Genomic DNA, 21,977 nt, shown 5'->3' on the forward strand with positions numbered 1-21,977 from the left:
GCAGTAAGACCCACACCTCAAAATTCAGCAGTGCAAAGGAGTTAGGTGGGAGATCAACTGCCCGTAAAAGCCCGATTGGTTCAACTAATAATAAGTCGGGGAATGAACAAAACTCCGCTTATTAAAGTTTCACTTTATCTTCTTTAAAAAACCTTTTGGATTAAATGAAATGAAAAACTTATGTTTAGATTCATCGATTATGAAGTTGTTATTTTTAGTTAAAAACTCTTCTACAGCTTCCATCGGACCTGGCCCCCAATCGGGAGAAACAGGATTTCCATTAATAGATGTATCCTCTACAATAATATAACTACCAGTAGTAACGATAGATTTATAAAGTAAAAGTTCTTTTGCGACATGCTCTTTACTATGATCTGAATCTAAAATAACTAAAATCACATCATCAGGTTTGCGCATACTTAAAATGGTTTGGACGGCCTGTACAGAAACAGAAGAAGCTGTTACATACGTAATTCGGTCATGGGATGGACGATTTGGTTGAGGGAATATATCAATAGTAAGTACATGACCTTTTCCAATTAAATCTAATATAGAAGCTAAATACAATGCACTACCACCATAACAAGTACCACATTCAATAATTAAATCGGGTTTTAATTCGTAAACAATTTCTTGATACAAAAAAAGATCAGTGGGAAGTTTGAGAATGGGGACACCAAGCCAATGTGTATCATATAACCAGACTCGACTATCGTAATATTGTTTTAAAAACTCGCTACTTATGTTATCGATTTTGAACACTCCTTTCTGAAACGAAAGTTGTACAATATAATATGTGAAATATAATTATAAGGAGAATGTTTTTTAATAAAAATGAGCAAAATACCTCATTAAAAACCAATTGTTTATATAATAAAAAACTTAATTCAGTAAGTTCTAATCAAAATGCAATTTAAATATGTAGATGAGGGGAAAAGGAACCTATGTATAAGTACACAATTTGCTTCGTTAGAAAAGGAAATGAAATACTCTTATTAAATAGAAATAAAAAGCCGAATATGGGAATGTGGAATGGTGTTGGTGGAAAAATAGAAGAGAATGAGACGCCATACGAAGGGATTATTAGAGAAACGCTTGAGGAAACGGGAATAGAGCTTCCAAGTGTAACGTATAAGGGGAATGTTATTTTTAAAGATAAAGACGAGTCTTGGGATGGTGAGGGAATGTATGTATTCCTTGCTGATTTACCAGATGGAGTACAAATGAATACACCATTAAGTACGGCGGAAGGATTATTAGAATGGAAAGAAATTGATTGGATATTGAATCATGATAATAGAGGTGTAGTTAGCAATTTACAAAAATACTTACCGATAATATTAAAAGAAGAAAATAAGTTAGAGCATATATTCACATATGATAATCGGAATATTATTAACTACACAACTGCATGTTTGTCAGAAGATGATGCGAACAAACGGTATGAAAAACAACTTATTTCTCAATAGAAAAATATGAAAACATTCAATCTTATATTCTAGTAGATAATACTTTTATAGAGCAATCAGCATTTTTATGTTGATTGCTCTCATTATATATGCGAGGTGAGGATATGTTTCGGAAATATATTTCATTAGGCATCATCATCATATGTACGATGCTCCTTTTTGTAGCTTGTTCTGAAAGTGATAAAGAACTGAATAAAGCTTTTGAGGCAGCTAAAGCGAATCTAGCAATAGAAGGTATGATTATTACAAAAGAAATGGAAAAAATTATTAAAGCGAAGGTAACAGGAAAGATAACGCACGAGCAACTTATTACATTAGCTGATGCGATTGCGAGACGCGAACTTACTTAATGATCTAGAAGCTACCACAAACTTTTGCTAAATAAACGGGAAAAAAGAGATGGTAGATCTAACTCTCAGACTGTAGACAAACTATTTTTGGAGAGTTCAGATGCTAAAAAATAGTTTGTCTCTTGCTTTATGGCTAATTTATCCAACAATATATATATGTAGTACGTTCTATGCTACAATTTACTATAAGTGAGGAAGGAAGGTGTCTTATGAAAATATCTGTTTATGTTGCAAGTGCATTTAGCAAGGATCATAAAGGCGGAAATAAAGCAGGAGTGGTATTTATGGAGAATACATTGACCACTACTCAAAAAATGGCAATAGCCAAACAACTGGGCTATGCGGAAACCGCATTTATATCAGAATCTGAAATTGCTGATTATAAAATTGAGTATTTTACACCAAAAGAGGAAGTTGATTTATGTGGTCATGCCACAATTGGCTCTTTCGCGATACTGATGCATGTAAATAAACTTTTCAAGAATCGCTATACGATTGAAACGAACAGCGGTGTTCTTACTATTACCATAAAAGATGACATCATATTCATGGAACAAAACGAACCGATATTCTATGATGTTATATCTCCAAATGAGTTTATCGACTGCTTTGACATTAAAGATATAGACAATACATACCCAATTCAAATTGTCTCCACGGGCTTAAAAGATATTTTAATTCCTATAAAAAGCGAAACACAATTACATACAATGCAACCTAATTTTGAAAAAATTAAAGAAATCAGCAAGTATTATAATGTTGTCGGGATGCATCTATATACTTTTAATGACAATCGAATTATATGCAGAAACTTTGCTCCGCTATACGACATTAATGAAGAAGCAGCGACTGGAACTTCAAATGGTGCATTAGCTTGTTACCTTTATGAACAGCGCTACTTACAAAAAGAAGTCTATGTATTTGAACAAGGTTATTCTTTACACTCGCCTTCCGAAATATTAGTTAAATTAGCAACCGATAGCGAGAATAAAATAGAAAAAGTTTATGTTGGTGGCAAAGGCTATTACTGTGAAACGAAGTGTTTAAATATAGAAAATATTGAGTGAAAATAAAAAAAGAGATGGTAGATCCATCTCTTTTTCATATGCTCCATGATTAACTGCGAATCGCTTTAATCATAAAACGATGTTGCTTCACATCAAAATAACCTTTTTGTAAGATGATTTCATGTATACGATATAATTCCTCATAGTAACCTTCGACAGTAAAATCAGGAATTTGCCACGGAATCGCTTTTAAATAATAGACGATAGCGCCAATGTCGTAAAAGCGTTGAAAAGGGAATTCTTCTTTTTCTTCTAAAATAGTAAATCCATTTTGCTTTAACTCAATGCATGCTGCTTCAAGCGACCAACTTGTAAATTCGCTATTTAGCGGTGCGTTAAACTGCTCATTAAGTTCCGCACAATCAAGGCCGCCAACTTGTTGGGTAAGAAATGTTCCATTTGTAGAAAGTATTCTTTTTACTTCAGAAGCAGCATATGATTCATGTTGATTTATGATTAAATCAAACTGACCATTTTGAAATGGTAAAGCAGTATCATCTGTTACCTCTATAACTGTAACCCCTAAAGGTTCTAATTTCTTTCGAGCGATTGGCACGTTTGGAGCATAGCCCTCAGTAGCATAAATAGTTGACGGGAACGGTTGTAACATAGATAAAAACTCTCCACCGCCAGTACCCATATCGAGCATTGATTCTGCATGCTGCATAAGCTGGAAAGCAGTGCTGCCGTACGACCACGATAAAGGCTGGCTCTTCATTCGACCCGTTTCTGAAATGAATGAGAAATCCCAACCGCTAAAATTTGTATTAGCACTTTCTAATAAAGTTAAAAATAATGGATCACGTTTCATAATTGTATCCTCCTATTTTGTAAGTAAATGTTATGATGAGAAAAGAAAAAAAGGAGGACCTCTTATTAAAGTGGAACGGTTTTACGTTTCGTGTTCGAATAGATTCATATACATTCGCTCCTTGTGAGAATGGTGATTTATATATTCGGGATAATCGAGTGAAAATCCTTTGAAATTATGGGGGAAGGTAGTTGTTTAATGGGAAACTGGATGGAGTATACAGACGAGGAGTACGACCAAATTTGGGACAGGATAGATAGTAAGCTAAAGTTTTCACCAAGTGATTCTATATTTCCATCATTTAAAGTGCCAAGTCCTTTTGTAACATATGATATTTCTCATTACTTTGGGGAGTCGATAAACGATCTGGAAAGTAAAGCGTTACAAGCTTTTAAAAAAAATACAGCATCGAATGAATATATCATGGCACTGGATTGGCAACATGAGTGTTATTGGGTGAATCCACATTTAGAGTTTGAAAGAAATGAATTTAATGAGTGGATTATACCTGTATTTCCAAATGGAGATTACTATTTCTTTATTCAGAAAGACTTTAAGTGGGGCTATTTAGGCCACCCTTGGGAGAAGAGTATAACGATATTTGGAAAAGAACTTATAGAAAGCTTTGAACGAAATAAGCCGGAAATGTTTCGAAATATTTTAAGGCAAGGGTAATGTTTGAAAGAGAAAAAGTCCTTATACTTCATTTTTGAAGTATAAGGACTTTTTCTCCCTTTCGGCAATTCATCTCCATCTGATTTGTGTTACGGGCGAAACCCAACAATTCAGGTGGAGATGAATTGCTGTCAGAAGGTAGACTGAACTCTTTTGTTTCGTTTGTAATAAATTTCCCGGGGCGAATATTTATTTCTTTTTATCTTACGATATAATCTATCCTAGATAAGGAGGGAACAGATTGTAAGACAACGAAATTGAATAATGATCATCATTCGGCTACTTGAACCAAAGGGAATTACGATGAAGAACATGTTCACATTTTGTTGCGTTTCGTTCCAAATATTGATTTGTCAAAAGCAATGAACTCTCTAAGAAAGGTGGTGAAAACAATGGCTAGAAAGAAAGCAGTGAAAGTATTACGTAAACAAAAGAAAAGAGAAACCATGCAACGATTCACGCAGAAACAAAATATCGGACGGGCTTGCCTTACCGCAAAAGAATTTCGTTTACTTCAGCGCATGTCACATAGTTCAAAAGCGTTGCGAAATGTTGGATTGTATACGATGAAACAAAGTTACCTGAATAATAACAAGATGGCTACTGTAAAAGAAGTGGACACTGCCATGCAAGCCGATATGAATTACTGTGGCATTCAATCAAACTCTGTTCAAGCCATTTGTAGAGCCTTGTATGCAGAAGTAAAGAGCTTTTTTAAAGCCTTGGAACAGTGGAAGAAAAATCCTGAGAAGTTTACAGGTCGCCCTAAGTTTCCGAAGTATTCTCGTTCCACTGACAAACGAATCATTGAAATCTATCAAGTTCCAAAAGTGGATGATAACGGGTTTTGGATGATTCCGATGAGTGTTGCATTCAGGCAAAAATTCGGTTCCATTAAAATACGTATGCCGAAAAACTTAAGACATAAAAAAATCTCCTACATTGAGATTGTACCGAAGCAAAAAGGTCGGTTCTTTGAGGTGCATTATACATATGAAATGCACGTTTCTCAAATGAAGAAACAATCCACGACTACGAGTAACGCTTTGAGTTGCGATTTAGGTGTAGATAGATTAGTAAGTTGTATAACAAATACAGGTGATACCTTCTTAATTGATGGAAAAAAATTAAAATCCATAAACCAATATTTCAACAAAATGATATGTAATCTGCAACAGAAAAATATTGAAAACGGAATTTCAAAACGAGTTGTAACGAATAGAATGGCTGCACTTTGGCATAAACGAGAACGACAAATAAATGGTTACATTTCACAAACGATAGGCTTGTTGTTTAAAAAAGTGAAAGCATTTGGCATAGATACGATTGTCGTAGGCTATAACGTTGGTTGGAAACAAAAATCTGAGATGGGGAAAAAGAATAATCAAACATTTGTTCAAATCCCGTTTCATAAACTGATTGCAGCAATTGAGAATAAATGTGTAAAAGAAGGGATCCGATTTTTAAAACAAGAAGAAAGCTATACTTCAAAAGCTAGTTTTCTGGATAAAGATCCGATTCCAGTTTGGACTAAGGATGATAAGACGCATTATCACTTTAGTGGCAAACGAATCACTCGTGGTCTGTACCAAAGTAAAGCAGGAACATGTATCCATGCTGATATTAATGGTGCGCTGAATACATTGCAAAAATCAAGAGTTGTAGAATTGGATGACAACCTCAAAGTGAAAACGCCGATTCTATTAGAAGTGCAAAAACGTAAGGCTGTTGCCTCGTGCATAGCTTAGTGGGTGTGTCAACCATCCATGTGTATTCGACTTGTCGGGGCTTGTAGCACACGCCAGATTCATCTGAGTGGTGGCTTCTTCCATAAGGAAGAATCGCTCTTTTTCGAAAGGGTGGTGCAAGTGGGAAAACACTCGTTCGTTGCCAGTACCAACCAAAAACTTACTTGGGGTGTTACCGTAAGGTGGCATGAATGCTAGAGCGTCAACCTGTCTAGTGATAGACGAAAAGACCTAGCATTCAAACTCAAGCCCCACTGAAACGTTTTATCTCAGTGGGAGTAGTTGACCTTCTTTCGTAATATCGTTAATATGATTGGCTACTGATTTTTGGACATATTTAGACGGGTCATTCATTAATGGTTCAAGAAGTTGTAAATTGTTCTTAAAGTCACCTTTCAGAGCTCCCATTTTTTTAGCCCAAGGAAGTCTTGGTCTTGTACCTTCGGAAACTAATCTCCTAATGTGGCTGTTTTCGTCATGAATCCACTGTTGTAATATGTCTAGTGTGCCATCATGGTATGTTTCAAGAAAAGGACGAATAGCATATTCAGCAGTATTTCTTTTTGTTATTTCATACATGGCGTTAAATGAGGGTTCAAAATCGTTAAGCCCATATTTTTCAACGTATTTTGCAAAAGGCATGTACATATATCCGTTTGTAAATGTGCCTACTTCTGTTGTGTTTTCTGGCCCCAATGTTTTCAGTAAAATATGTATTGCTGCATTAAAATCTTTTTGTAATGCATCGTGTAATTCATCTGCTATTACTTCTATACGTTGCTTTAACTCTAAATTTTCAACTTTACATGTTACGGAAGATACGAAGTTTCTTTTAGAGAAATTAGGATCGTGTTTACAAATAGAATCAGCCATTATTTCTGCTAATTCTTCATTAAATAAAAATTTTAACGGAACATAATTACCCATTTTTTCACCTCATTGATCAGCTGAAAATAATTTTTATTTTTTAATCGACAACCCATAAACTAAAGTCTCACTCGGAGTCGTAATACTAAAACCTGTCGTTTTATAATCAAGTGTCACCGTATCACCAGTGTAGTCTTTCGTAAATGAATCCATTTGTACGATAAACTCAGCATCTTCATATACAACATAATCTGCATCATATGTATCCCAAATTAAATCAACATCAACGAAAATACTGCAAGAGTTTGTCATTGTTCCTCTAATGCGAATGATTTTTTTGTCTTCACGTTCTAATCTATGTATAGCTGCTTTTGCTTCATCAGTAATGCGAATGTTCATGGTATCCCAACCTTTATGTATATTTCCTTTATTATTGCAAAAACAGGAGGAATAGGGAAGGGAGAAGCATTGGAATAAAAAACGAGCAAACATATTTGTTTGCTCGTTTCACTTTATTTCAATTCACATTTATCAAGTGGAATCACTTTCGTTTTCTTCGTAAATTTATATCCTAACCATAGTACTAAGAAGAGTGGTAAACCGATGTAAGAAACGAGTACACCGTTCCAATCGATTGCTTCGCCCATGAATGCGCCGTAGTTTTGTCCTAAAATTACGATGACACAAAGTGCAAATGCGAAGATTGGACCGAACGGGAACCATTTTGCTCTATATGGTAAGTCTTTTAAATCTTTACCTTGAGCGATATATGCTTTACGGAAACGGTAATGACTAATTGCGATTCCGACCCATGCGATAAAGCCAGACATTCCAGATGCGTTTAATAACCAAATGTATACAACACCGTCACCGAATAAGGAAGCAATGAAAGCGATACTACCAACAATTGACGTTACGATTAATGCGTTAACAGGTACACCGCGGCTATCTAATTTACCAAGAAACTTCGGTGCTTTACCTTGGCGAGCTAAGTCCCAAAGCATACGAGTTGATGCGTACATTCCAGAGTTACCAGCAGATAGTACTGCCGTTAAAATAACAGCGTTCATAACAGAAGCAGCAAAGGCAACGCCTGCTTTTTCAAAAATAAGTGTAAATGGACTTACTGTAACATCACTTGCGGCAAGGCTTTCAGTTGTATAAGGAATTAATAAACCGATAACGAGAATCGCAAGGATATAGAATAAAAGAATACGCCAAAAGATCGAGCGAATTGCTTTCGGAATGTTACGCTCTGGATCAGCAGTTTCACCAGCAGCAACTCCTAATAATTCAGTTCCTTGGAAGGAGAACCCAGCAGCCATAAATACACCGATAATTGCCATAATGCCGCCATTAAATGGCGCATCTGCAACAGTGAAGTTTTTAAAGCCAACAGATTCGCCGCCCATAATCCCGAAAATCATCATGAAGCCGACAATTAAAAAGATAATAATAGTAACTACTTTAATAAGTGCGAACCAATATTCAGATTCACCAAACCCTTTAACAGATAAATAGTTTAAAAGGAAAATAATAGCTAAACATAATCCACTCCAAATAAGAGAAGGGGTATCTGGGAACCAAAATTTCATAATTAATGTTACAGCAGCGAGTTCAGCAGCAATTGTAATGGCCCAGTTATACCAATAGTTCCATCCAAGTGCAAAGCCAAGGGACGGATCAACAAATTTTGTTGCATAAGTACTAAAAGATCCAGTAACAGGCATGTAAGCTGCGAGTTCAGCTAAGCTTGTCATTAAAAAATAAACCATAATCCCGATTGCGGCGTATGCAATTAATGCGCCACCAGGTCCAGCTGAATGGATGACACCACCGCTGGCAAGAAATAGTCCGGTACCGATTGTACCACCGAGAGAAATCATCGTAAGGTGACGAGATTTTAATCCGCGTTTTAATTCACCTTGTCCTTGTGTAGTTTGCGTTTTAGAGGTAGCTTGATTCGTTGCGCTATTCATGTTCAACACTCCTTTTCTTGTAAGATAGGAAGGAACGGGGGAGAAAAATACAAAAAACCGCCAAAGGAATTTGGCGGAACGTTTCACAAATAACCACCCCATCATACCCTTCCGTTAAGATAGCACCCCACGTTTACACGGTAATTTTGTAAACGTGACAGTTCTGTTCCTTTCGGAGACAGACCCAGCTCATAATTCCAGAGAAGAAATATAAACTTCGGCAACTTTTCCTTTCAAACGGAGTCGGTGACATTCTCTGTGTCTCGTCCGTTTTACTCATAAAAGTCGCAACCTCTACCTCATCGGATTGATGAGGATTTGATATATTGCTAAGATTTTTAATATATGGCAATTGTAATGACTTTCTGAATATATTGCAAGATATTTTGTTAGGAAAAGTCAAAAAATATCGGTTATTGTATAGGAAACGCTCGCAAAACTCCACCCGAACCAACTGTTATGTAAAAAAATAAAGAAAGAAATTGTTATACAAATGTTTCGCAAAAAATATTGAAAAACCCTCTAAAATTAAAAGAAAATTCAGAAAATATAATTCGACATAAGTATCAAAAGAGGATTATTCCTTAAATTCGTTTCAAAGAATAAGTATAAATCTGATAAATAGAATGAATATTCTATTTATTTCTGGTAAAATTGAAGTATTGTTTAATTGAAAAGGGGACATCAACATGAAATTAGAAACAGAAAGGCTCTATATAGTACCGTGTACAGAAGAGAGGATGCACGTTGCGAGCAAGCAAGGATATGATAGTGGTCCACATATTGTAGGACATGTAGAAACTGTAAAAAAAGATAAGGAAGTATTACCTTGGGGCGCGTGGTATGTCATTCGAAAAGAAGATGACATCGTTCTAGGTGATATAGGGTTTAAAGGGAAACCAAATGAGGAACATATAGTAGAAATTGGTTACGGATTTATTGAGAAATATTGGAATAAAGGGTATGCGACAGAAGCTGTAAGAGAGCTAATAAATTGGGCTTTTCAAACAGAAGAGGTAGAAACGATTATTGCAGAGACACTTCTTGAAAATATTAGCTCGATTCGTGTATTAGAGAAACTACATATGAAGAGAATTGGCACTACAGAAACGATGATTAATTGGAAAATAGAACAATAAAAAATACCGCTCGAAGTATATCGGGCGGTATTTTTATCGTTATGGTAGCATTTGTTTTTGATCATTCGGATATCCAGCTGTCGATGCGTTAGAACGCTTGGAATGATTGCGAACAGCAATGAAAATAGAAATAATAACGACAAGACCAACTGCCACGTAAGAAAGTGAAATAATAGTTGGATCAACTTTAAATGTAGTAAGCAGTGTACGAATGTTTGTAAAGATAATAAGGCCACCAACTAATACGCCAAGTAAATGAGAAGGAACGATGCGCACTAACCATGCAGCGATCGGTGCCGCAACGATACCACCGAGCATAAGAGAAAATACCCAAACCCAGCTTACTTGTTCCCAGCCAAGAGAAATGAAAAAGCCGATTGTTGCAGCGAGTGAGACAGGAAACTCACTCGTGTCTACAGATCCGATAACTTTTCTAGCTTCATTTCCTCTTGCCAAAAGTACAGGTGTCGTAATTGGCCCCCAGCCACCACCACCAGTTGAATCAACGAATCCAGCAAATAAGCCAAGCGGAACAAGCTGTTTAGCAGACATACGCTTATTTGAAGTAACAATTTGTTTTTGAATGAGGAATCGTAATAAAATATAAACCCCTAAAGTAAATAAAAATACGGAAATGTACGGTTTAATTACATCGCCAGGTAAATTACTTAAAAAACATGCTCCAATAAATGCGCCAATTGCTCCTGGCAATGTAAGCCTGGAAACGGTATATTTATCAACGTTTCCAAATTTGAGGTGAGATGCACCAGAAGCGGCGGTTGTAACGACTTCAGCTAAATGAACAGATGCGGAAGCTACAGCCGGTGCGATACCAAACATTAATAATAGTGAGGTAGATGTTACCCCGTACGCCATTCCAAGCGCCCCATCAATCAATTGAGCGAAAAATCCAATAATAGCAAAGACAATTAATTTCTGCATAAATAATCCCCCTGTAATAATAAATGAAAAAGACACTTTTCCCGTATGAGAAAAGTGCCTTTGGTTTTTCCAATCAGCAATAATTAAATTTGTTTCATTATAATACATATTAATCGTATAAATCAACTGGGTTTTAAAGTTTTTTGAATTGAATGAAAGAAAAATAAAATATACAATAAAAGGATGGAGAGAAAGGGGAGAAAGACATGTTACGATTTGATCATCTCGTACACGCAGTACACGGTACACCGGAGGAAGCGGCGAAACAAATGCAGGAGCGTGGATTTCATACTGCACTAGGCGGAGAGCATACGACCTGGGGTACTTGGAATAGTTTATGTTATTTTGATTTATCCTATATAGAATTTTTAGCAATTCAGCATGAAGAAAAAGCGAAGAAAGCAAACAATCCATTAGTACAAGAAACTGTAGTGAAATTACAAGACGGAGAAGGAATGCTACAAATCGCAATTCGAGCAGATGCCATTGAAGACCTAGCAGTTAAGTTTAGTAAGCAAGGTTTACATACGATAGGACCATTTGAAGGGAAACGTATGAGAAAAGATGGCCGCCTTTTAGAATGGAAAATGTTATTTGTAAAGCAAGAGGAAAACGGACCGAAATTACCATTCTTTATACAATGGAATGAAACGGATGAAGAAAGAAGAAACGATTTACGTAACATAGGGACGATCACTGAACATAAAAACAAAGTACAACAAATTGAAACGATCCATTACGCAGTGAAAAATGTTCGAGAAACAGTACGGAAATGGAAAGAAGTAATGGGGCTAACTGCAAGCCAGGTCGTTAAAAATGAAGAATGGAATGCAGAGTGCCAAAGCGTATCATTTGGAGATGTTCATGTGCAGTTTTGTGAACCAAAAGGAGAAGGGTTAGTACTAGAACGTTTGAATCATCATGGCGAATATCCATTTGCAGTGGAGTGTAATGGGGAAAATAAACGAGAGCATGAAGTGTTAAGTAGTTTGTACATATATTGATAGAGGTGAACATAGTGGAAGAAATACTTAGAGAGATAGAGAGAAAACTAGAATGGCCTCGTATTACAAAGTGTACAGCTATTTCAAAAGGTTTTTCACATGAAGAGAAATATAAAATAGAATTAGAAAATAGAGTGACATATTTTGTAAAAATATGTGATGCTGTTCATTTTGAACGTAAACAAGAAGAATATACGTATATGAAACAATTAGAGTTATTACATATTCCTACGCCTAAGTTCATTCATTTTATAAAGCTGGAGGATTTAAATAAATGTATTCAAGTATTTGAATGGATCCAAGGTGTAAATGGTGAAGAAGGTTTAGGGAAACTATCGGTGGAAGAACAGTATTATGCAGGAAGAAAAGCAGGAGAAGTATTAAAGAGAATCCACTCAATTGAAAGAGAAAGTGCAAGTAATAAATGGGAAACGGTTCGATGGAATAAATACGAAAGATACGTAGAAGCGTTAGCAAACTATGAAATAGACTTCCTTGATTTGAAGCCAGTATTAAGTTTTGTAGGGGAGCATAAACAATTATTGAAAAATCGCCCAATCACATTTTTACACGATGACTTCCATCCAGCAAATAGTATGATTCATAATAAAGAGTTTATCGTTATCGATTTTGGTGGATATGATTTTGGCGATCCAATACATGATTTTTATAACGTAGCGATCTTTACTACAAGAATAAGTAAACCATTTGCGGTTGGACAAGTTCACGGTTATTGTGGAGGAGAACCGTCACTTCACTTTTGGCAGCTGTACTCATTATATGCAGCAATGACATTCCCAGCTGATATCGTATGGACAAACCGAAGCACGCCACATTTAGTAGATGATATGAAGGAAAGATTGAACGGAATTTTAGAAGATCATAACAATTTTTCATCCTATATTCCAAAATGGTATCAATCACAACATGAGGATATAATAAACAATAAGTAATGGAGGGATTCATATGGATAAAATAGCGGTAATTTCAGATATTCACGGTAATATTCCAGCTTTAGAATCTGTGCTGCAAGATATTAAATTAAGAGGAATTGAGCGCATCATTTGTCTTGGAGATTTAGTCGGAAAAGGCCCTCATTCTAGCGAAGTGATTAAAATCATTCGTAAAGAATGTGATGGAGTTGTAATGGGAAACTGGGATGATTTCATTACAAAACCGACTGAATTTGAAGCCTTAAAATGGCATCAAAAACAATTATCAGAAGAACAAAATGACTATTTAAGAAGCTTACCATTTTCAATCGAATTTTTTATGAGCGGCAAACTGATTCGTATGTTCCACGCTTCACCGAGAAGTTTATATGAAAGAATTCAACCACATGCCTCAAGAGAAGAGCGTATTAGTATGTTCGAAAATAGTGAGCTCACAGAGAATATAGAAGGGGAAAGAAAACCCGATGTCGTTTGCTACGGTGATGTTCACCAAGCGTTCGTTCAAAATTTCAGAGGTAAAACGTTATGTAATGCAGGTAGTGTAGGCAATCCACTTGAAATTACACAAGCTTCCTATTTAATATTTGAAGGAACATACAATGAAAAAGAAGCCGCAAGCTTTTCCATTCAACTCGTACGTGTACCGTATGATATTGAATTAGCTATCAGGCTAGCAGAAGAACTCGATATGCCAGAAATTGAAGAATACAAACAAGAATTACGGACTGCTTTATATCGAGGGTTTAAGGGAAAGTAAGCTAATCATAATATATCGACGATTTTTTCGATATATCGACTTACCGACAAATAATGACATGGATTGTTACTTGTAATTATGTTATGTAAACTAACTGTGGGAGGAAATATCATGAACCGAATACAACGCATGAAAGAAATTGCAGATCATATTTTAAAATTAAATTTAACACATCCAATAAGAGTTGGAGTAAGTGGTATTACAGCTTCAGGAAAAACAACATTGGCAAGCGAACTAGCATAATCCGAAAGAGTGTGCGGATGTTGTATTTTGGAATAGTAATTTTGATGATCCGGTAATTGTATTTAAAGGAATCTAAAATCGTGAAATGGGAGGCTTTGGATGGATAAGAAAGATAATCTGAACGATTGGCCTGTATGGGCGAATGAGTCAGTAGAGATAGTTAATGCAAATCCTGATTGGCAAGATAAAGGCCGATGTGAAGAGCAGCAATTATATGAACTGCTTGCTCCTCTAGGTATAAGCAAAGTAATACATATAGGAAGTACATCCATACCTGGTTTACCTGCAAAACCTATCATTGATCTAATGGCTGAAATAGACTCATTTGAAAGAGTACTAGATATTTCAGCTACATTGGCCATATATAATTGGCATTATGTAAGCCCAGAATTAGATGAAAGACCTTGGAGAAGGTTCTTTGTGAAAGTTAAGAATAATAGGCGTGTAGCACACCTGCATTTAATGGTTAAAGGAACTGAGCGATGGGACCATCAACTTTTATTTCGTAACCGCTTACGAGAAAATCCACAATTAGTTTATGATTATTCAAATCTGAAACAAGATTTAGCTAAAAGATATAACCAAGATAGAGAAGCATACACAAAAGCTAAAACAGAGTTTATTAAACAAGTTCTAAAATGATGCAACCTTTTATTGTAACTACGTTTGAATATAAAAGAAAAAACATACTGTATTTTATAACTTAAACTGACATGAAATGCATGTAAACAAAGTGAGAGACTGCGATGTTCTAATGTATTTCCTTTTATTTATCAGGATAAATTTTATATAATTGAATCAAGTTCATATAAGGATAGGCAATTACAGGGGATAAGGCGAAAATATGTTAATAAAGTAAAAAGGGGACAGGAAATATAATGAATGAAGTACTAGAACTAAAAGAAGAACTACTACAAATTAAAAATAATAATTATGCTGTACCAGAAGATGTAGATGCATATCCATATGCGCAGTGGATGCTAGATTATATCGGTTCACCTGATGCTGAATTACGTGATGATTTAATTTATAGTACGCTTCACACATGGATTACGAATGATGTATTTAGACAAAAAGAATTACGAGGGTTAATGTTACAAGCGATTAGTCCTGATTATTTATTTTATAAAATTGGTGAAAAGGGAACAGACTCTGTATTTAAACGTGCATTCTCCGTATTAATTCCACCACTTATTTTATCTGTTCATGAAAGAGAACCATTGTTATCTGAAGAACAATTGTACAGTGTGGCAGAACAAGTGTTGGAATATGTATATTTAGAAGAAGATGTAAGAGGTTACGTAGAAGGAAAAGGTTGGGCACATTCTACAGCACACGCTGCTGATGCACTCGATGCGTTAGCACGTACTATACAAAATCGTGAGTTTTCATATGCAATATTAGCTGCTGTTCGTCAGAAGGTTCGATTAAGTGATTACGTGTATGTGCACTTTGAAGATGAGAGATTAGTAAAGCCAATTATGTCGTTACGCAACCAAAATATTTTAACTGGAGAAGAGTGGAGCAATTGGCTACATAGCATAGCAACTGTTGAAGACATTCGACATCCGCAGCATGCTATTTTAGTACAAAATATTAGAACTTTCCTAAGAAGTTTTTATTTCAGAGTTTTAGAGACAGAAGGTAGTACAGCCTTTACAGATGATATATTGGAGACTTTGAAGGATTTGCGTAGGTATTAAAAATGGTCCGTCCTTAGAAACAATGAATAGATATTAATTTTGAAAATTTATTAGAAATTTATTTTTATATTGTACCCTTTCAATATAGATTGAAAGGGGTGTCAAATGAAAAAATTATTAAAGTCAGTGAAAATAATATTTTTAATGTGTATTAGTATGATTTTCTTTGGAACAGGCGCTGTATTTATATATCATAACTATCAATTAAAAATGGAATCGAAATTAATGAACAATGAAGGCGAACTTGTTAATTTCGATAATAAAAAAGTGAATGTTTATAATGAGGGGAGCGGGGAGGATACGTTTGTATTTATGGCCGGATCTGGAATTGCCGCTCCTGTTTATGAATTGAAAGGCTTATATAGTAAATTTTCGAAAGAAAACAAGATTTCTGTAATTGAGAGAGCGGGTTATGGATACAGTGATGTTTTTCAAGATGATAGAGATATTGATACGATATTAGAACAAACGAGAGAAGCGCTTTTACGAAGTGGAAATAAACCACCTTACATTTTAGTACCACACTCTCTATCGGGTATAGAGGCTATTTATTGGGCACAAAAATATCCAAGTGAAGTAAAAGGGATTATTGCGTTAGATATTGGTTTACCTAAACAGTACGTAACTAATAAAATAGGTATGGTTGATTCATTAAAAATAAAAGGGATGAATATTTTAACGAAAATTGGTTTTCAGAGATTAGCTCCCTCTATTACTTATAATCCCGAAGTCATTCGTCAATCCTTTTTAAACGAACAGGAAAAAGATATTTATAAAGCGCTTACGTATAAGAGGGCTTTTAATGATGATATGAAGCAAGAACTTTTACAAAGCTACAATAACGGTAAAAAATCAAATTCTTTATCGATACCAAAAGAAACACCTATGTTATTTATAGATGCGATTGCTAGGCAATATAAAGATTCGAAGTATACAAAGCAAAAAAACGAAGATTATAAGGAGTTTGCTAGCAAGTTATTAATAGCTGATGTAAAAATAATTGAAGGTACACATAGTATTTATTTATATGCTTCTGATGAAATATACAAAGTTGCTATGGATTTTATTAAGAATAAAGTAGTGAAGAACTAAGCAATTGTTATTTTAGCGATGAAAGGTCTACATGATGAAAGTATATAACATATTAATTGTTGAAGACGATTTGATTATAGGAGACTTATTACAAAAAATTTTACAGCGTGAGGAGTATAATGTGTGCTGGGAGAGAGAGGGAAGGAAAGTTCTTGATATAATTCATGAAATAGATTTAGTCGTAATGGATGTTATGTTACCAGGCGAAGATGGTTATCAAATTACAAAGAAAATAAAAAATCTAGGATTAAATATTCTAATTATATTTCTATCAGCTAGGAATGATATGGATAGTAAACTAAAAGGTTTGACCATTGGAGAAGAATACATGATAAAACCTTTTGATCCTAGAGAGTTATTGTTAAGGATTCAGAAAATGTTAGATAATCAATATGGTACGTTCACGCAAATTAACCATTTATTTATAGATGCAAAATATAAAAGAGTTTTTATTAATAATTTGCGTAATGAAGTTGCTTTTACAGCAATTGAACGTAAAATATTCTTCTATTTGTATGAAAATAGAGATAGAATTTTATCTAAAGAACACTTCTATGATTACCTATGGCAACTCGAAGATAGAAATCAAAATATCATGAACGTACATATAAAGAAAATCAGAACCAAAATTGATGATAAAACAGGTGATATTATTCAGAACATATATGGAGAAGGGTATAGATTAAATACCTATATGAAGAAATGAACTTAAAGAAAAAATATCAGTTACTATTATTCTCCGCCATTATTAGCGTACCGCTGTTATTATTGTCAATTAGTATCTTTGTATCAGTTATTTATAATGTTGTCTTTAAAACTAAAAATCAGGACATTCCTTTTCACGAATCCTATGCATATCCTACGATGTTAATCATATTTTTATTATCACTATTAATATTAGCTTTTGTATTTTCAAAATCGATTAACACAGTATTAAATAAAATTAATGTATTAAATCAAACGATTCGAGATTTAGCTAGTGATAAAAAAATCCCTAATATAATAAATGTTAAAAGCGATGATGAAATGGGAGAGCTGATTAAATCAGTGAACTTGCTTATAGAAAGAACAACTTATCGAGAATTAGAACTACAACAACAGGAACAAATAAAAAAGGAACTATTAAATAAATTACGGCATGATATTAATACACCCTTAACAGCGGTCAGATTACAATTATATTATTTAGAAGGTGAGTACAAGGATCAAGCACCAGTACTTGAATCAATGTATGAGCAGATACAATATATAAGTGATTTAACTAACGAATTTAATATTCAATCTACAGAAACCTTAGAGAATACTTATATTGTGAATGATGAAGTTAATATACATAATTTAATAGAAAATATGATTAAAAAATGGAGCTATTTGTATAGCATTCATAAAATTGAATTCGTATATAATCCACAAGATAAAGAGTTGATATGGAATAGTAATGAGTTATGGATGCAAAGGTTATTTGATAATATTTTTCAAAATGTCCTTAAACATTCTAAAGCTAAAAAACTCAAAATTATTATAGATGAAGATATTGTTTCCTTTAGAGATAATGGGATTGGGTTTGATATAAACAGTAAAGGTACGGGACTTGGTTTGAAAAATATTGAAGATATATCAAAGATGTTCGATGTAAAATACACTTTACAATCAAATAGTGGGGGTACTATGTTTTCATTTGAAAATACTAAAGTTTAGAGCAAATTACATAAAACCACCATCTCCCAACCATACTAATAAAATGTGTTGGAGGTGAATGTTATGGACGAAAAAGACTTTGAAAAAGTTTATAATGATTACTTACATCAAGGAGAAGGGCAAGCTCAATTTGAAGTAGACCATGAAGTCAATTCAGGAGCAGAACAAATTGTTGCCGTCCGTAAAAATAATGATGGTGATTTAATAGCGTTTAAAACAAGTAGCGGAAGAGAGTTAGATTATATGGCTGCACTTAGTGAAGCGAAATCAGGGAAGTTAGCTCATGTGGACGTATTTCATAAGTATGGTAGAGATATTATACGTAGTGAACCTGATGGAATAAAGGAAAATAACTTAGATAATTTACCTTCATTTTAAAAGGGTAAACCTCAAGAAGAGAATGTTCATTTCGATATTCTCTTCTTTGTTTTGCGAAGTTTTCCTTGCAAATAGACGGTTCATTTTTAAAGTGCAATCATACTTTTAAAGAGCGCTCTAAATTTCTCTTTATCTTCTGCTGTAAATGGTTTTGGTCCCTTTGTACGCTTACCGCTTTTTCGAACCATTGCACTTAAATACCGTGTTTGTAACAATTGTTCAATGTTATCATTCGTATACTTATAGCCTTTATGGTGTAGCACGATACAGCCTTTTGCTAAAGCGAGCGAAGCAAGACCGTAATCTTGTGTTACTATTAAATCTTCTTTTTGAGCTAATTGCATAATTCGGTAATCTGCAGCATCTGCTCCGGAATCAACATAAATTGTTTCCACACCTTTAGGCTGCTGAGCATTAGAATAATGAGAAAAGCTAGTAACGAGGGTTACAGGGATTTCTGCATTCGTAGCTTCAAAAATAATTACATCTTTTACAGGACAAGCATCTGCATCAACGTAAATGTTCATTTTTATCACTCCTATAACTAGGTTCGTGTTGATAATAATGGCAGATTTTTCTTTTGTCAAACGATAAAGCTTTATGTAAAGTCATTTTCCACAAATTAAAATAGCTTCTCGCAAACGAGAAATACCTTCCTCAATTTGATCAATATCCACTTTTCCATAAGATAAACGAATATAACCATCTTTCGCGCCGAAAATACTACCAGGCATAAATGCAATTTCTTGTTTTAAACTTTGCATAATAAGTTGTTTTTCGTTTATCGGTTCTTTTAATTTTCCCCATATGTATATACCGCCGGTCGGGTTTGAAAAAGAGATTTTATCGTGAAGTTGCTCATTTAAGGCGCGAACGATAACGTCTCTTTTTTCTGCTAATTGTTTTCGTAACGGTACGATATGAGATTGAAATGGTACTGTTTCGAAAAATTGTTGCATAAGCCACTGTGGGAAAATACTCATACCTAATTCCATTTGGTGTCTTGCGTCGGATAACCTTTCTACTACAGACTGCGGGGCGACAAGCCAGCCGACTCGTAAACCTGGTGCAATCATTTTAGATAAGGAATGTACATAAATGACAGTTCCGTTTTCATCAATAGATTTCAAAGTAGGGCAAGGTTGTTTTTTTTCTAGCGCAAGTAAACTGGACGGATCATCTTCAACAATTGCAATTCGTAAGTCTGCGCAAAGTGATAACAGTTTTTTTCTACGGTTTGGATGCAGCATTGTTCCTGTAGGATTTTGGAAATTTGGATTTAAAAAGATCATTTTAATACGATGTTTTCTATATAACTCTTGCACATCATCTGGATTAATACCGTGTTCATCGACAGGTAACGGGAAAATACGAATACCTGCTGATTGGAATAACGGTAAGGAATAACAGTGTGAAGGACTTTCGAAAGCAACTGCATCACCGGGATTTAATAAACATTGAACGATAAGGTGAAGTGCTTGCTGTGCGCCAGATGTAATCATAATGGATTGTTCAGTCGCTTCAACTTTTAAATATTCCTTCATATATTTTACGACCGCTTGTCTTAGCGGAAGATAGCCTTGCGGATGATCGTAACTTAATGAATGCGTTAACGGTTGTTCTCGTAAAATCGTTTGTAGTTGATCGTGAGGATAGAGGTTACAACCGAGCTCTCCATTTGCAAAATCTATAATGTTTTCATTTTGTTGTACTTCCGCCCGAATATGGCGAAGTAACGGCAAGTTTGGTAAAAAAGTGCCACCTTCTACGAAATTTCTCCAATTCGGCGTTAATGTTGGAGAAACGCCCCACATATGTGTACTTACACGTGTCCCTTTACCAGTCGTACTTTCCACAATCCCCATAGCACGTAGTTCATTATAAGCAGTCGTTACCGTACTTCGGTTTACATTTAACTGCATAGCTAATTTCCGTTCAGAAGGGAGGAAGCTACCAGGTGGAAGTTCTCCGTATGTAATACGCTTTTCAATAAAGTCAACAACTTGCTGATAAATAGGGATTTTACTGTCGTTATCTAGCTTCCATTCCATACAAACGCCTCCGTATCTCTTAACTACATCAAGTATAACAAATTGGCTGGGTAAAAAAACAGCCAATTGGACGGTGTTATATCCAGCCAATTTTACTATGCTAAATATGGAAGGGGAGATTCGGATGAAACGATGGCAAATGGAATGGCTCCTAGTATCAGTAGCATTAGTATGGGGAGCAAATTATACAATTGGAAAATATGGCGTGGCATATATGTCATCCATTCAATTTAATAGTTTACGATTTTTAGTAGCATCTCCGGTATTATTACTTATTACATTTATGATGGAACGTTCATTACGTATTGAAAGAAAAGATTGGTTACGATTAGTAGCAGTCGGTATTGTTGGTACGGCGATGTATCAAACGATGTTTATGCTATCTGTGAAATATACTTCAGCAACGAACGCCTCATTATTAATTGCGATGTCACCTATATTTACAGGGATATTAGCAGTATTACACAAACAAGAACGTTTTTCGATGAAAGTACAAATTGGTTCAATAATAGCGTTTATTGGTGCAGCATTCGTTTTATTAACAGGACATACAGGAGGAGCTACTTATGAATATGCGTGGCTCGGAAATGTAATTGGATTAGTCGCAGCAATTGCGTGGGGATGGTATCCAATATTAGCGCAACCTCTTATTACAAAATACTCCGCAATGAGAGTCACATCATGGTCTACTTTAATTGGGATAGTACCACTTGTTATATACTGTTTATTCAACGTAAATTCTTTAACGTGGCCAGTAGATACGCCAAGCTGGGGATCACTAGCATATTCAATCATCTTTGCAACCATCTTCGGACTAGCAATGTGGTATGTCGGTATTAGTCAAATAGGTTCAACAAAAGTAATGGTTTATATGTATCTCGTACCATTATTCGCAGTTATCTTTGCAGCAGTAACAATTGGGGAGCAAATTAATATGATGCAACTCGTTGGCGGACTTATTATCTTTGTGGGTCTATATGTTGTAAAAAAAGGCGGAATGAAAAAGCCAGCTCTCAATTTGAAAAAAGTAAGTTAACAGTAAAAAGGATCT

Annotated in this window: 24 protein-coding genes, 1 pseudogene and 1 riboswitch; of the genes and pseudogenes, 17 read left to right on the top strand and 8 right to left on the bottom strand. The window is 35.0% G+C overall.

Going from position 1 to position 21,977, the window contains the following annotated elements:
• Positions 1–129: 129 nt before the first annotated feature.
• The gene (locus tag JDS99_RS12905; RefSeq protein ID WP_149212701.1) at positions 130–762 is read right to left on the bottom strand and encodes a cephalosporin hydroxylase family protein; all 633 of its coding nucleotides are present in this window, start codon (positions 760–762) and stop codon (positions 130–132) included.
• A gap of 182 nt (positions 763–944) precedes the next feature.
• Here JDS99_RS12905 and JDS99_RS12910 point away from each other — a divergent pair, with 182 nt between their 5' ends.
• The 3 genes from JDS99_RS12910 to JDS99_RS12920 all read left to right on the top strand — a co-directional run bounded on the left by JDS99_RS12910 (position 945) and on the right by JDS99_RS12920 (position 2,886).
• On the top strand, positions 945–1,469 hold the full coding sequence (locus JDS99_RS12910) for an NUDIX hydrolase (protein ID WP_149212702.1): 525 nt from the start codon (positions 945–947) through the stop codon (positions 1,467–1,469).
• Between the two features lie 149 nt (positions 1,470–1,618).
• Entirely contained in the window at positions 1,619–1,819 is a 201-nt protein-coding gene (locus JDS99_RS12915) for an antitoxin VbhA family protein (RefSeq protein ID WP_199695197.1), read from the top strand.
• Between the two features lie 209 nt (positions 1,820–2,028).
• A complete protein-coding gene (locus tag JDS99_RS12920; protein ID WP_097907971.1) occupies positions 2,029–2,886 on the top strand; it encodes a PhzF family phenazine biosynthesis protein in 858 nt (285 codons plus the stop codon).
• A 49-nt stretch (positions 2,887–2,935) separates the two neighbouring features.
• Here the strand turns inward: JDS99_RS12920 and JDS99_RS12925 are convergent, their stop codons facing one another.
• Complete coding sequence (locus tag JDS99_RS12925) at positions 2,936–3,697, bottom strand: class I SAM-dependent methyltransferase (RefSeq protein ID WP_199695187.1); 762 nt, start codon at positions 3,695–3,697, stop codon at positions 2,936–2,938.
• 198 nt (positions 3,698–3,895) lie between these two features.
• Here JDS99_RS12925 and JDS99_RS12930 point away from each other — a divergent pair, with 198 nt between their 5' ends.
• Together JDS99_RS12930 and JDS99_RS12935 are read left to right on the top strand one after the other, a co-directional pair.
• Positions 3,896–4,372, top strand: coding sequence for a DUF2716 domain-containing protein (locus JDS99_RS12930; protein ID WP_199695188.1), 477 nt, complete (start codon positions 3,896–3,898; stop codon positions 4,370–4,372).
• A gap of 392 nt (positions 4,373–4,764) precedes the next feature.
• Positions 4,765–6,120 (top strand): RNA-guided endonuclease TnpB family protein, encoded by a 1,356-nt coding sequence (locus JDS99_RS12935; RefSeq protein ID WP_199695189.1) that lies wholly within the window; start codon positions 4,765–4,767, stop codon positions 6,118–6,120.
• A 276-nt stretch (positions 6,121–6,396) separates the two neighbouring features.
• Here the strand turns inward: JDS99_RS12935 and JDS99_RS12940 are convergent.
• From JDS99_RS12940 to JDS99_RS12950, 3 genes and pseudogenes are all read right to left on the bottom strand, one after another.
• Positions 6,397–7,047, bottom strand: a pseudogene (locus tag JDS99_RS12940) (DNA alkylation repair protein); the annotation flags it as partial.
• Between the two features lie 33 nt (positions 7,048–7,080).
• Positions 7,081–7,386, bottom strand: coding sequence for an iron-sulfur cluster biosynthesis family protein (locus JDS99_RS12945; protein WP_149212707.1), 306 nt, complete (start codon positions 7,384–7,386; stop codon positions 7,081–7,083).
• Positions 7,387–7,499: 113 nt separating this feature from the next.
• A complete protein-coding gene (locus tag JDS99_RS12950) occupies positions 7,500–8,966 on the bottom strand; it encodes an amino acid permease (protein WP_001083377.1) in 1,467 nt (488 codons plus the stop codon).
• Between the two features lie 112 nt (positions 8,967–9,078).
• Positions 9,079–9,271: riboswitch (Lysine riboswitch) on the bottom strand.
• 384 nt (positions 9,272–9,655) lie between these two features.
• Here JDS99_RS12950 and JDS99_RS12955 point away from each other — a divergent pair.
• Positions 9,656–10,105, top strand: a complete 450-nt coding sequence (locus tag JDS99_RS12955; protein WP_048547765.1) for a GNAT family N-acetyltransferase — start codon at positions 9,656–9,658, stop codon at positions 10,103–10,105.
• A 39-nt stretch (positions 10,106–10,144) separates the two neighbouring features.
• Here JDS99_RS12955 and JDS99_RS12960 read toward each other — a convergent pair whose 3' ends face one another.
• Positions 10,145–11,155 (bottom strand): sulfite exporter TauE/SafE family protein, encoded by a 1,011-nt coding sequence (locus tag JDS99_RS12960; protein ID WP_137036310.1) that lies wholly within the window; start codon positions 11,153–11,155, stop codon positions 10,145–10,147.
• A gap of 98 nt (positions 11,156–11,253) precedes the next feature.
• On the opposite strand from JDS99_RS12960, the gene JDS99_RS12965 reads away from it, so the two are divergent.
• The 10 genes from JDS99_RS12965 (at position 11,254) to JDS99_RS13010 (ending at position 18,875) form a co-directional block, all read left to right on the top strand.
• Positions 11,254–12,051 (top strand): VOC family protein, encoded by a 798-nt coding sequence (locus tag JDS99_RS12965; RefSeq protein WP_199695190.1) that lies wholly within the window; start codon positions 11,254–11,256, stop codon positions 12,049–12,051.
• 14 nt (positions 12,052–12,065) lie between these two features.
• A complete protein-coding gene (locus tag JDS99_RS12970) occupies positions 12,066–13,004 on the top strand; it encodes an aminoglycoside phosphotransferase family protein (RefSeq protein ID WP_088609212.1) in 939 nt (312 codons plus the stop codon).
• 13 nt (positions 13,005–13,017) lie between these two features.
• Complete coding sequence (locus JDS99_RS12975; RefSeq protein WP_060487251.1) at positions 13,018–13,761, top strand: metallophosphoesterase family protein; 744 nt, start codon at positions 13,018–13,020, stop codon at positions 13,759–13,761.
• 111 nt (positions 13,762–13,872) lie between these two features.
• Positions 13,873–14,004: a hypothetical protein gene (locus tag JDS99_RS32375; protein ID WP_255450039.1), complete on the top strand. Its 132-nt coding sequence runs from the start codon at positions 13,873–13,875 to the stop codon at positions 14,002–14,004.
• A 99-nt stretch (positions 14,005–14,103) separates the two neighbouring features.
• A complete protein-coding gene (locus tag JDS99_RS12985) occupies positions 14,104–14,646 on the top strand; it encodes a GrpB family protein (protein WP_097858964.1) in 543 nt (180 codons plus the stop codon).
• A gap of 236 nt (positions 14,647–14,882) precedes the next feature.
• Complete coding sequence (locus JDS99_RS12990) at positions 14,883–15,707, top strand: DUF2785 domain-containing protein (RefSeq protein ID WP_199695191.1); 825 nt, start codon at positions 14,883–14,885, stop codon at positions 15,705–15,707.
• A gap of 105 nt (positions 15,708–15,812) precedes the next feature.
• A complete protein-coding gene (locus tag JDS99_RS12995) occupies positions 15,813–16,799 on the top strand; it encodes an alpha/beta fold hydrolase (protein WP_199695192.1) in 987 nt (328 codons plus the stop codon).
• A gap of 34 nt (positions 16,800–16,833) precedes the next feature.
• A complete protein-coding gene (locus tag JDS99_RS13000) occupies positions 16,834–17,505 on the top strand; it encodes a response regulator transcription factor (RefSeq protein WP_199695198.1) in 672 nt (223 codons plus the stop codon).
• Entirely contained in the window at positions 17,502–18,497 is a 996-nt protein-coding gene (locus JDS99_RS13005; protein WP_147787772.1) for a sensor histidine kinase, read from the top strand. Before JDS99_RS13000 ends, JDS99_RS13005 begins: the two co-directional genes overlap by 4 nt.
• A gap of 63 nt (positions 18,498–18,560) precedes the next feature.
• On the top strand, positions 18,561–18,875 hold the full coding sequence (locus JDS99_RS13010) for a DUF3892 domain-containing protein (RefSeq protein WP_147787771.1): 315 nt from the start codon (positions 18,561–18,563) through the stop codon (positions 18,873–18,875).
• Between the two features lie 86 nt (positions 18,876–18,961).
• On the opposite strand, the gene JDS99_RS13015 is transcribed toward JDS99_RS13010, so the two are convergent.
• Both JDS99_RS13015 and pdxR read right to left on the bottom strand, forming a co-directional pair.
• Positions 18,962–19,402, bottom strand: coding sequence for a YaiI/YqxD family protein (locus JDS99_RS13015; RefSeq protein WP_088609204.1), 441 nt, complete (start codon positions 19,400–19,402; stop codon positions 18,962–18,964).
• 81 nt (positions 19,403–19,483) lie between these two features.
• Positions 19,484–20,926, bottom strand: a complete 1,443-nt coding sequence (gene pdxR, locus JDS99_RS13020) for a MocR-like pyridoxine biosynthesis transcription factor PdxR (protein WP_147787770.1) — start codon at positions 20,924–20,926, stop codon at positions 19,484–19,486.
• A gap of 124 nt (positions 20,927–21,050) precedes the next feature.
• On the opposite strand from pdxR, the gene JDS99_RS13025 reads away from it, so the two are divergent.
• Entirely contained in the window at positions 21,051–21,962 is a 912-nt protein-coding gene (locus JDS99_RS13025) for a DMT family transporter (protein ID WP_088063852.1), read from the top strand.
• Positions 21,963–21,977: the final 15 nt, after the last annotated feature.

Origin of the sequence: Bacillus cereus group sp. N6 (assembly GCF_016483705.1) — a bacterium.
Classification (GTDB): domain Bacteria; phylum Bacillota; class Bacilli; order Bacillales; family Bacillaceae_G; genus Bacillus_A; species Bacillus_A wiedmannii.

Excerpts from the sequence above, each read along its gene's own strand:
- JDS99_RS12910 (WP_149212702.1), top strand. The coding sequence starts at position 945 with ATGTATAAGTACACAATTTGCTTCGTTAGAAAAGGAAATGAAATACTC.
- JDS99_RS12915 (WP_199695197.1), top strand. The coding sequence starts at position 1,619 with ATGCTCCTTTTTGTAGCTTGTTCTGAAAGTGATAAAGAACTGAATAAA.
- JDS99_RS12920 (WP_097907971.1), top strand. The coding sequence starts at position 2,029 with ATGAAAATATCTGTTTATGTTGCAAGTGCATTTAGCAAGGATCATAAA.
- JDS99_RS12925 (WP_199695187.1), bottom strand. The coding sequence starts at position 3,697 with ATGAAACGTGATCCATTATTTTTAACTTTATTAGAAAGTGCTAATACA.
- JDS99_RS12930 (WP_199695188.1), top strand. The coding sequence starts at position 3,896 with ATGGGAAACTGGATGGAGTATACAGACGAGGAGTACGACCAAATTTGG.
- JDS99_RS12935 (WP_199695189.1), top strand. The coding sequence starts at position 4,765 with ATGGCTAGAAAGAAAGCAGTGAAAGTATTACGTAAACAAAAGAAAAGA.
- JDS99_RS12945 (WP_149212707.1), bottom strand. The coding sequence starts at position 7,386 with ATGAACATTCGCATTACTGATGAAGCAAAAGCAGCTATACATAGATTA.
- JDS99_RS12950 (WP_001083377.1), bottom strand. The coding sequence starts at position 8,966 with ATGAATAGCGCAACGAATCAAGCTACCTCTAAAACGCAAACTACACAA.
- JDS99_RS12955 (WP_048547765.1), top strand. The coding sequence starts at position 9,656 with ATGAAATTAGAAACAGAAAGGCTCTATATAGTACCGTGTACAGAAGAG.
- JDS99_RS12960 (WP_137036310.1), bottom strand. The coding sequence starts at position 11,155 with ATGTATTATAATGAAACAAATTTAATTATTGCTGATTGGAAAAACCAA.
- JDS99_RS12965 (WP_199695190.1), top strand. The coding sequence starts at position 11,254 with ATGTTACGATTTGATCATCTCGTACACGCAGTACACGGTACACCGGAG.
- JDS99_RS12975 (WP_060487251.1), top strand. The coding sequence starts at position 13,018 with ATGGATAAAATAGCGGTAATTTCAGATATTCACGGTAATATTCCAGCT.
- JDS99_RS32375 (WP_255450039.1), top strand. The coding sequence starts at position 13,873 with ATGAACCGAATACAACGCATGAAAGAAATTGCAGATCATATTTTAAAA.
- JDS99_RS12985 (WP_097858964.1), top strand. The coding sequence starts at position 14,104 with ATGGATAAGAAAGATAATCTGAACGATTGGCCTGTATGGGCGAATGAG.
- JDS99_RS12990 (WP_199695191.1), top strand. The coding sequence starts at position 14,883 with ATGAATGAAGTACTAGAACTAAAAGAAGAACTACTACAAATTAAAAAT.
- JDS99_RS12995 (WP_199695192.1), top strand. The coding sequence starts at position 15,813 with ATGAAAAAATTATTAAAGTCAGTGAAAATAATATTTTTAATGTGTATT.
- JDS99_RS13000 (WP_199695198.1), top strand. The coding sequence starts at position 16,834 with ATGAAAGTATATAACATATTAATTGTTGAAGACGATTTGATTATAGGA.
- JDS99_RS13005 (WP_147787772.1), top strand. The coding sequence starts at position 17,502 with ATGAACTTAAAGAAAAAATATCAGTTACTATTATTCTCCGCCATTATT.
- JDS99_RS13010 (WP_147787771.1), top strand. The coding sequence starts at position 18,561 with ATGGACGAAAAAGACTTTGAAAAAGTTTATAATGATTACTTACATCAA.
- JDS99_RS13015 (WP_088609204.1), bottom strand. The coding sequence starts at position 19,402 with ATGAACATTTACGTTGATGCAGATGCTTGTCCTGTAAAAGATGTAATT.
- pdxR (WP_147787770.1), bottom strand. The coding sequence starts at position 20,926 with ATGGAATGGAAGCTAGATAACGACAGTAAAATCCCTATTTATCAGCAA.
- JDS99_RS13025 (WP_088063852.1), top strand. The coding sequence starts at position 21,051 with ATGAAACGATGGCAAATGGAATGGCTCCTAGTATCAGTAGCATTAGTA.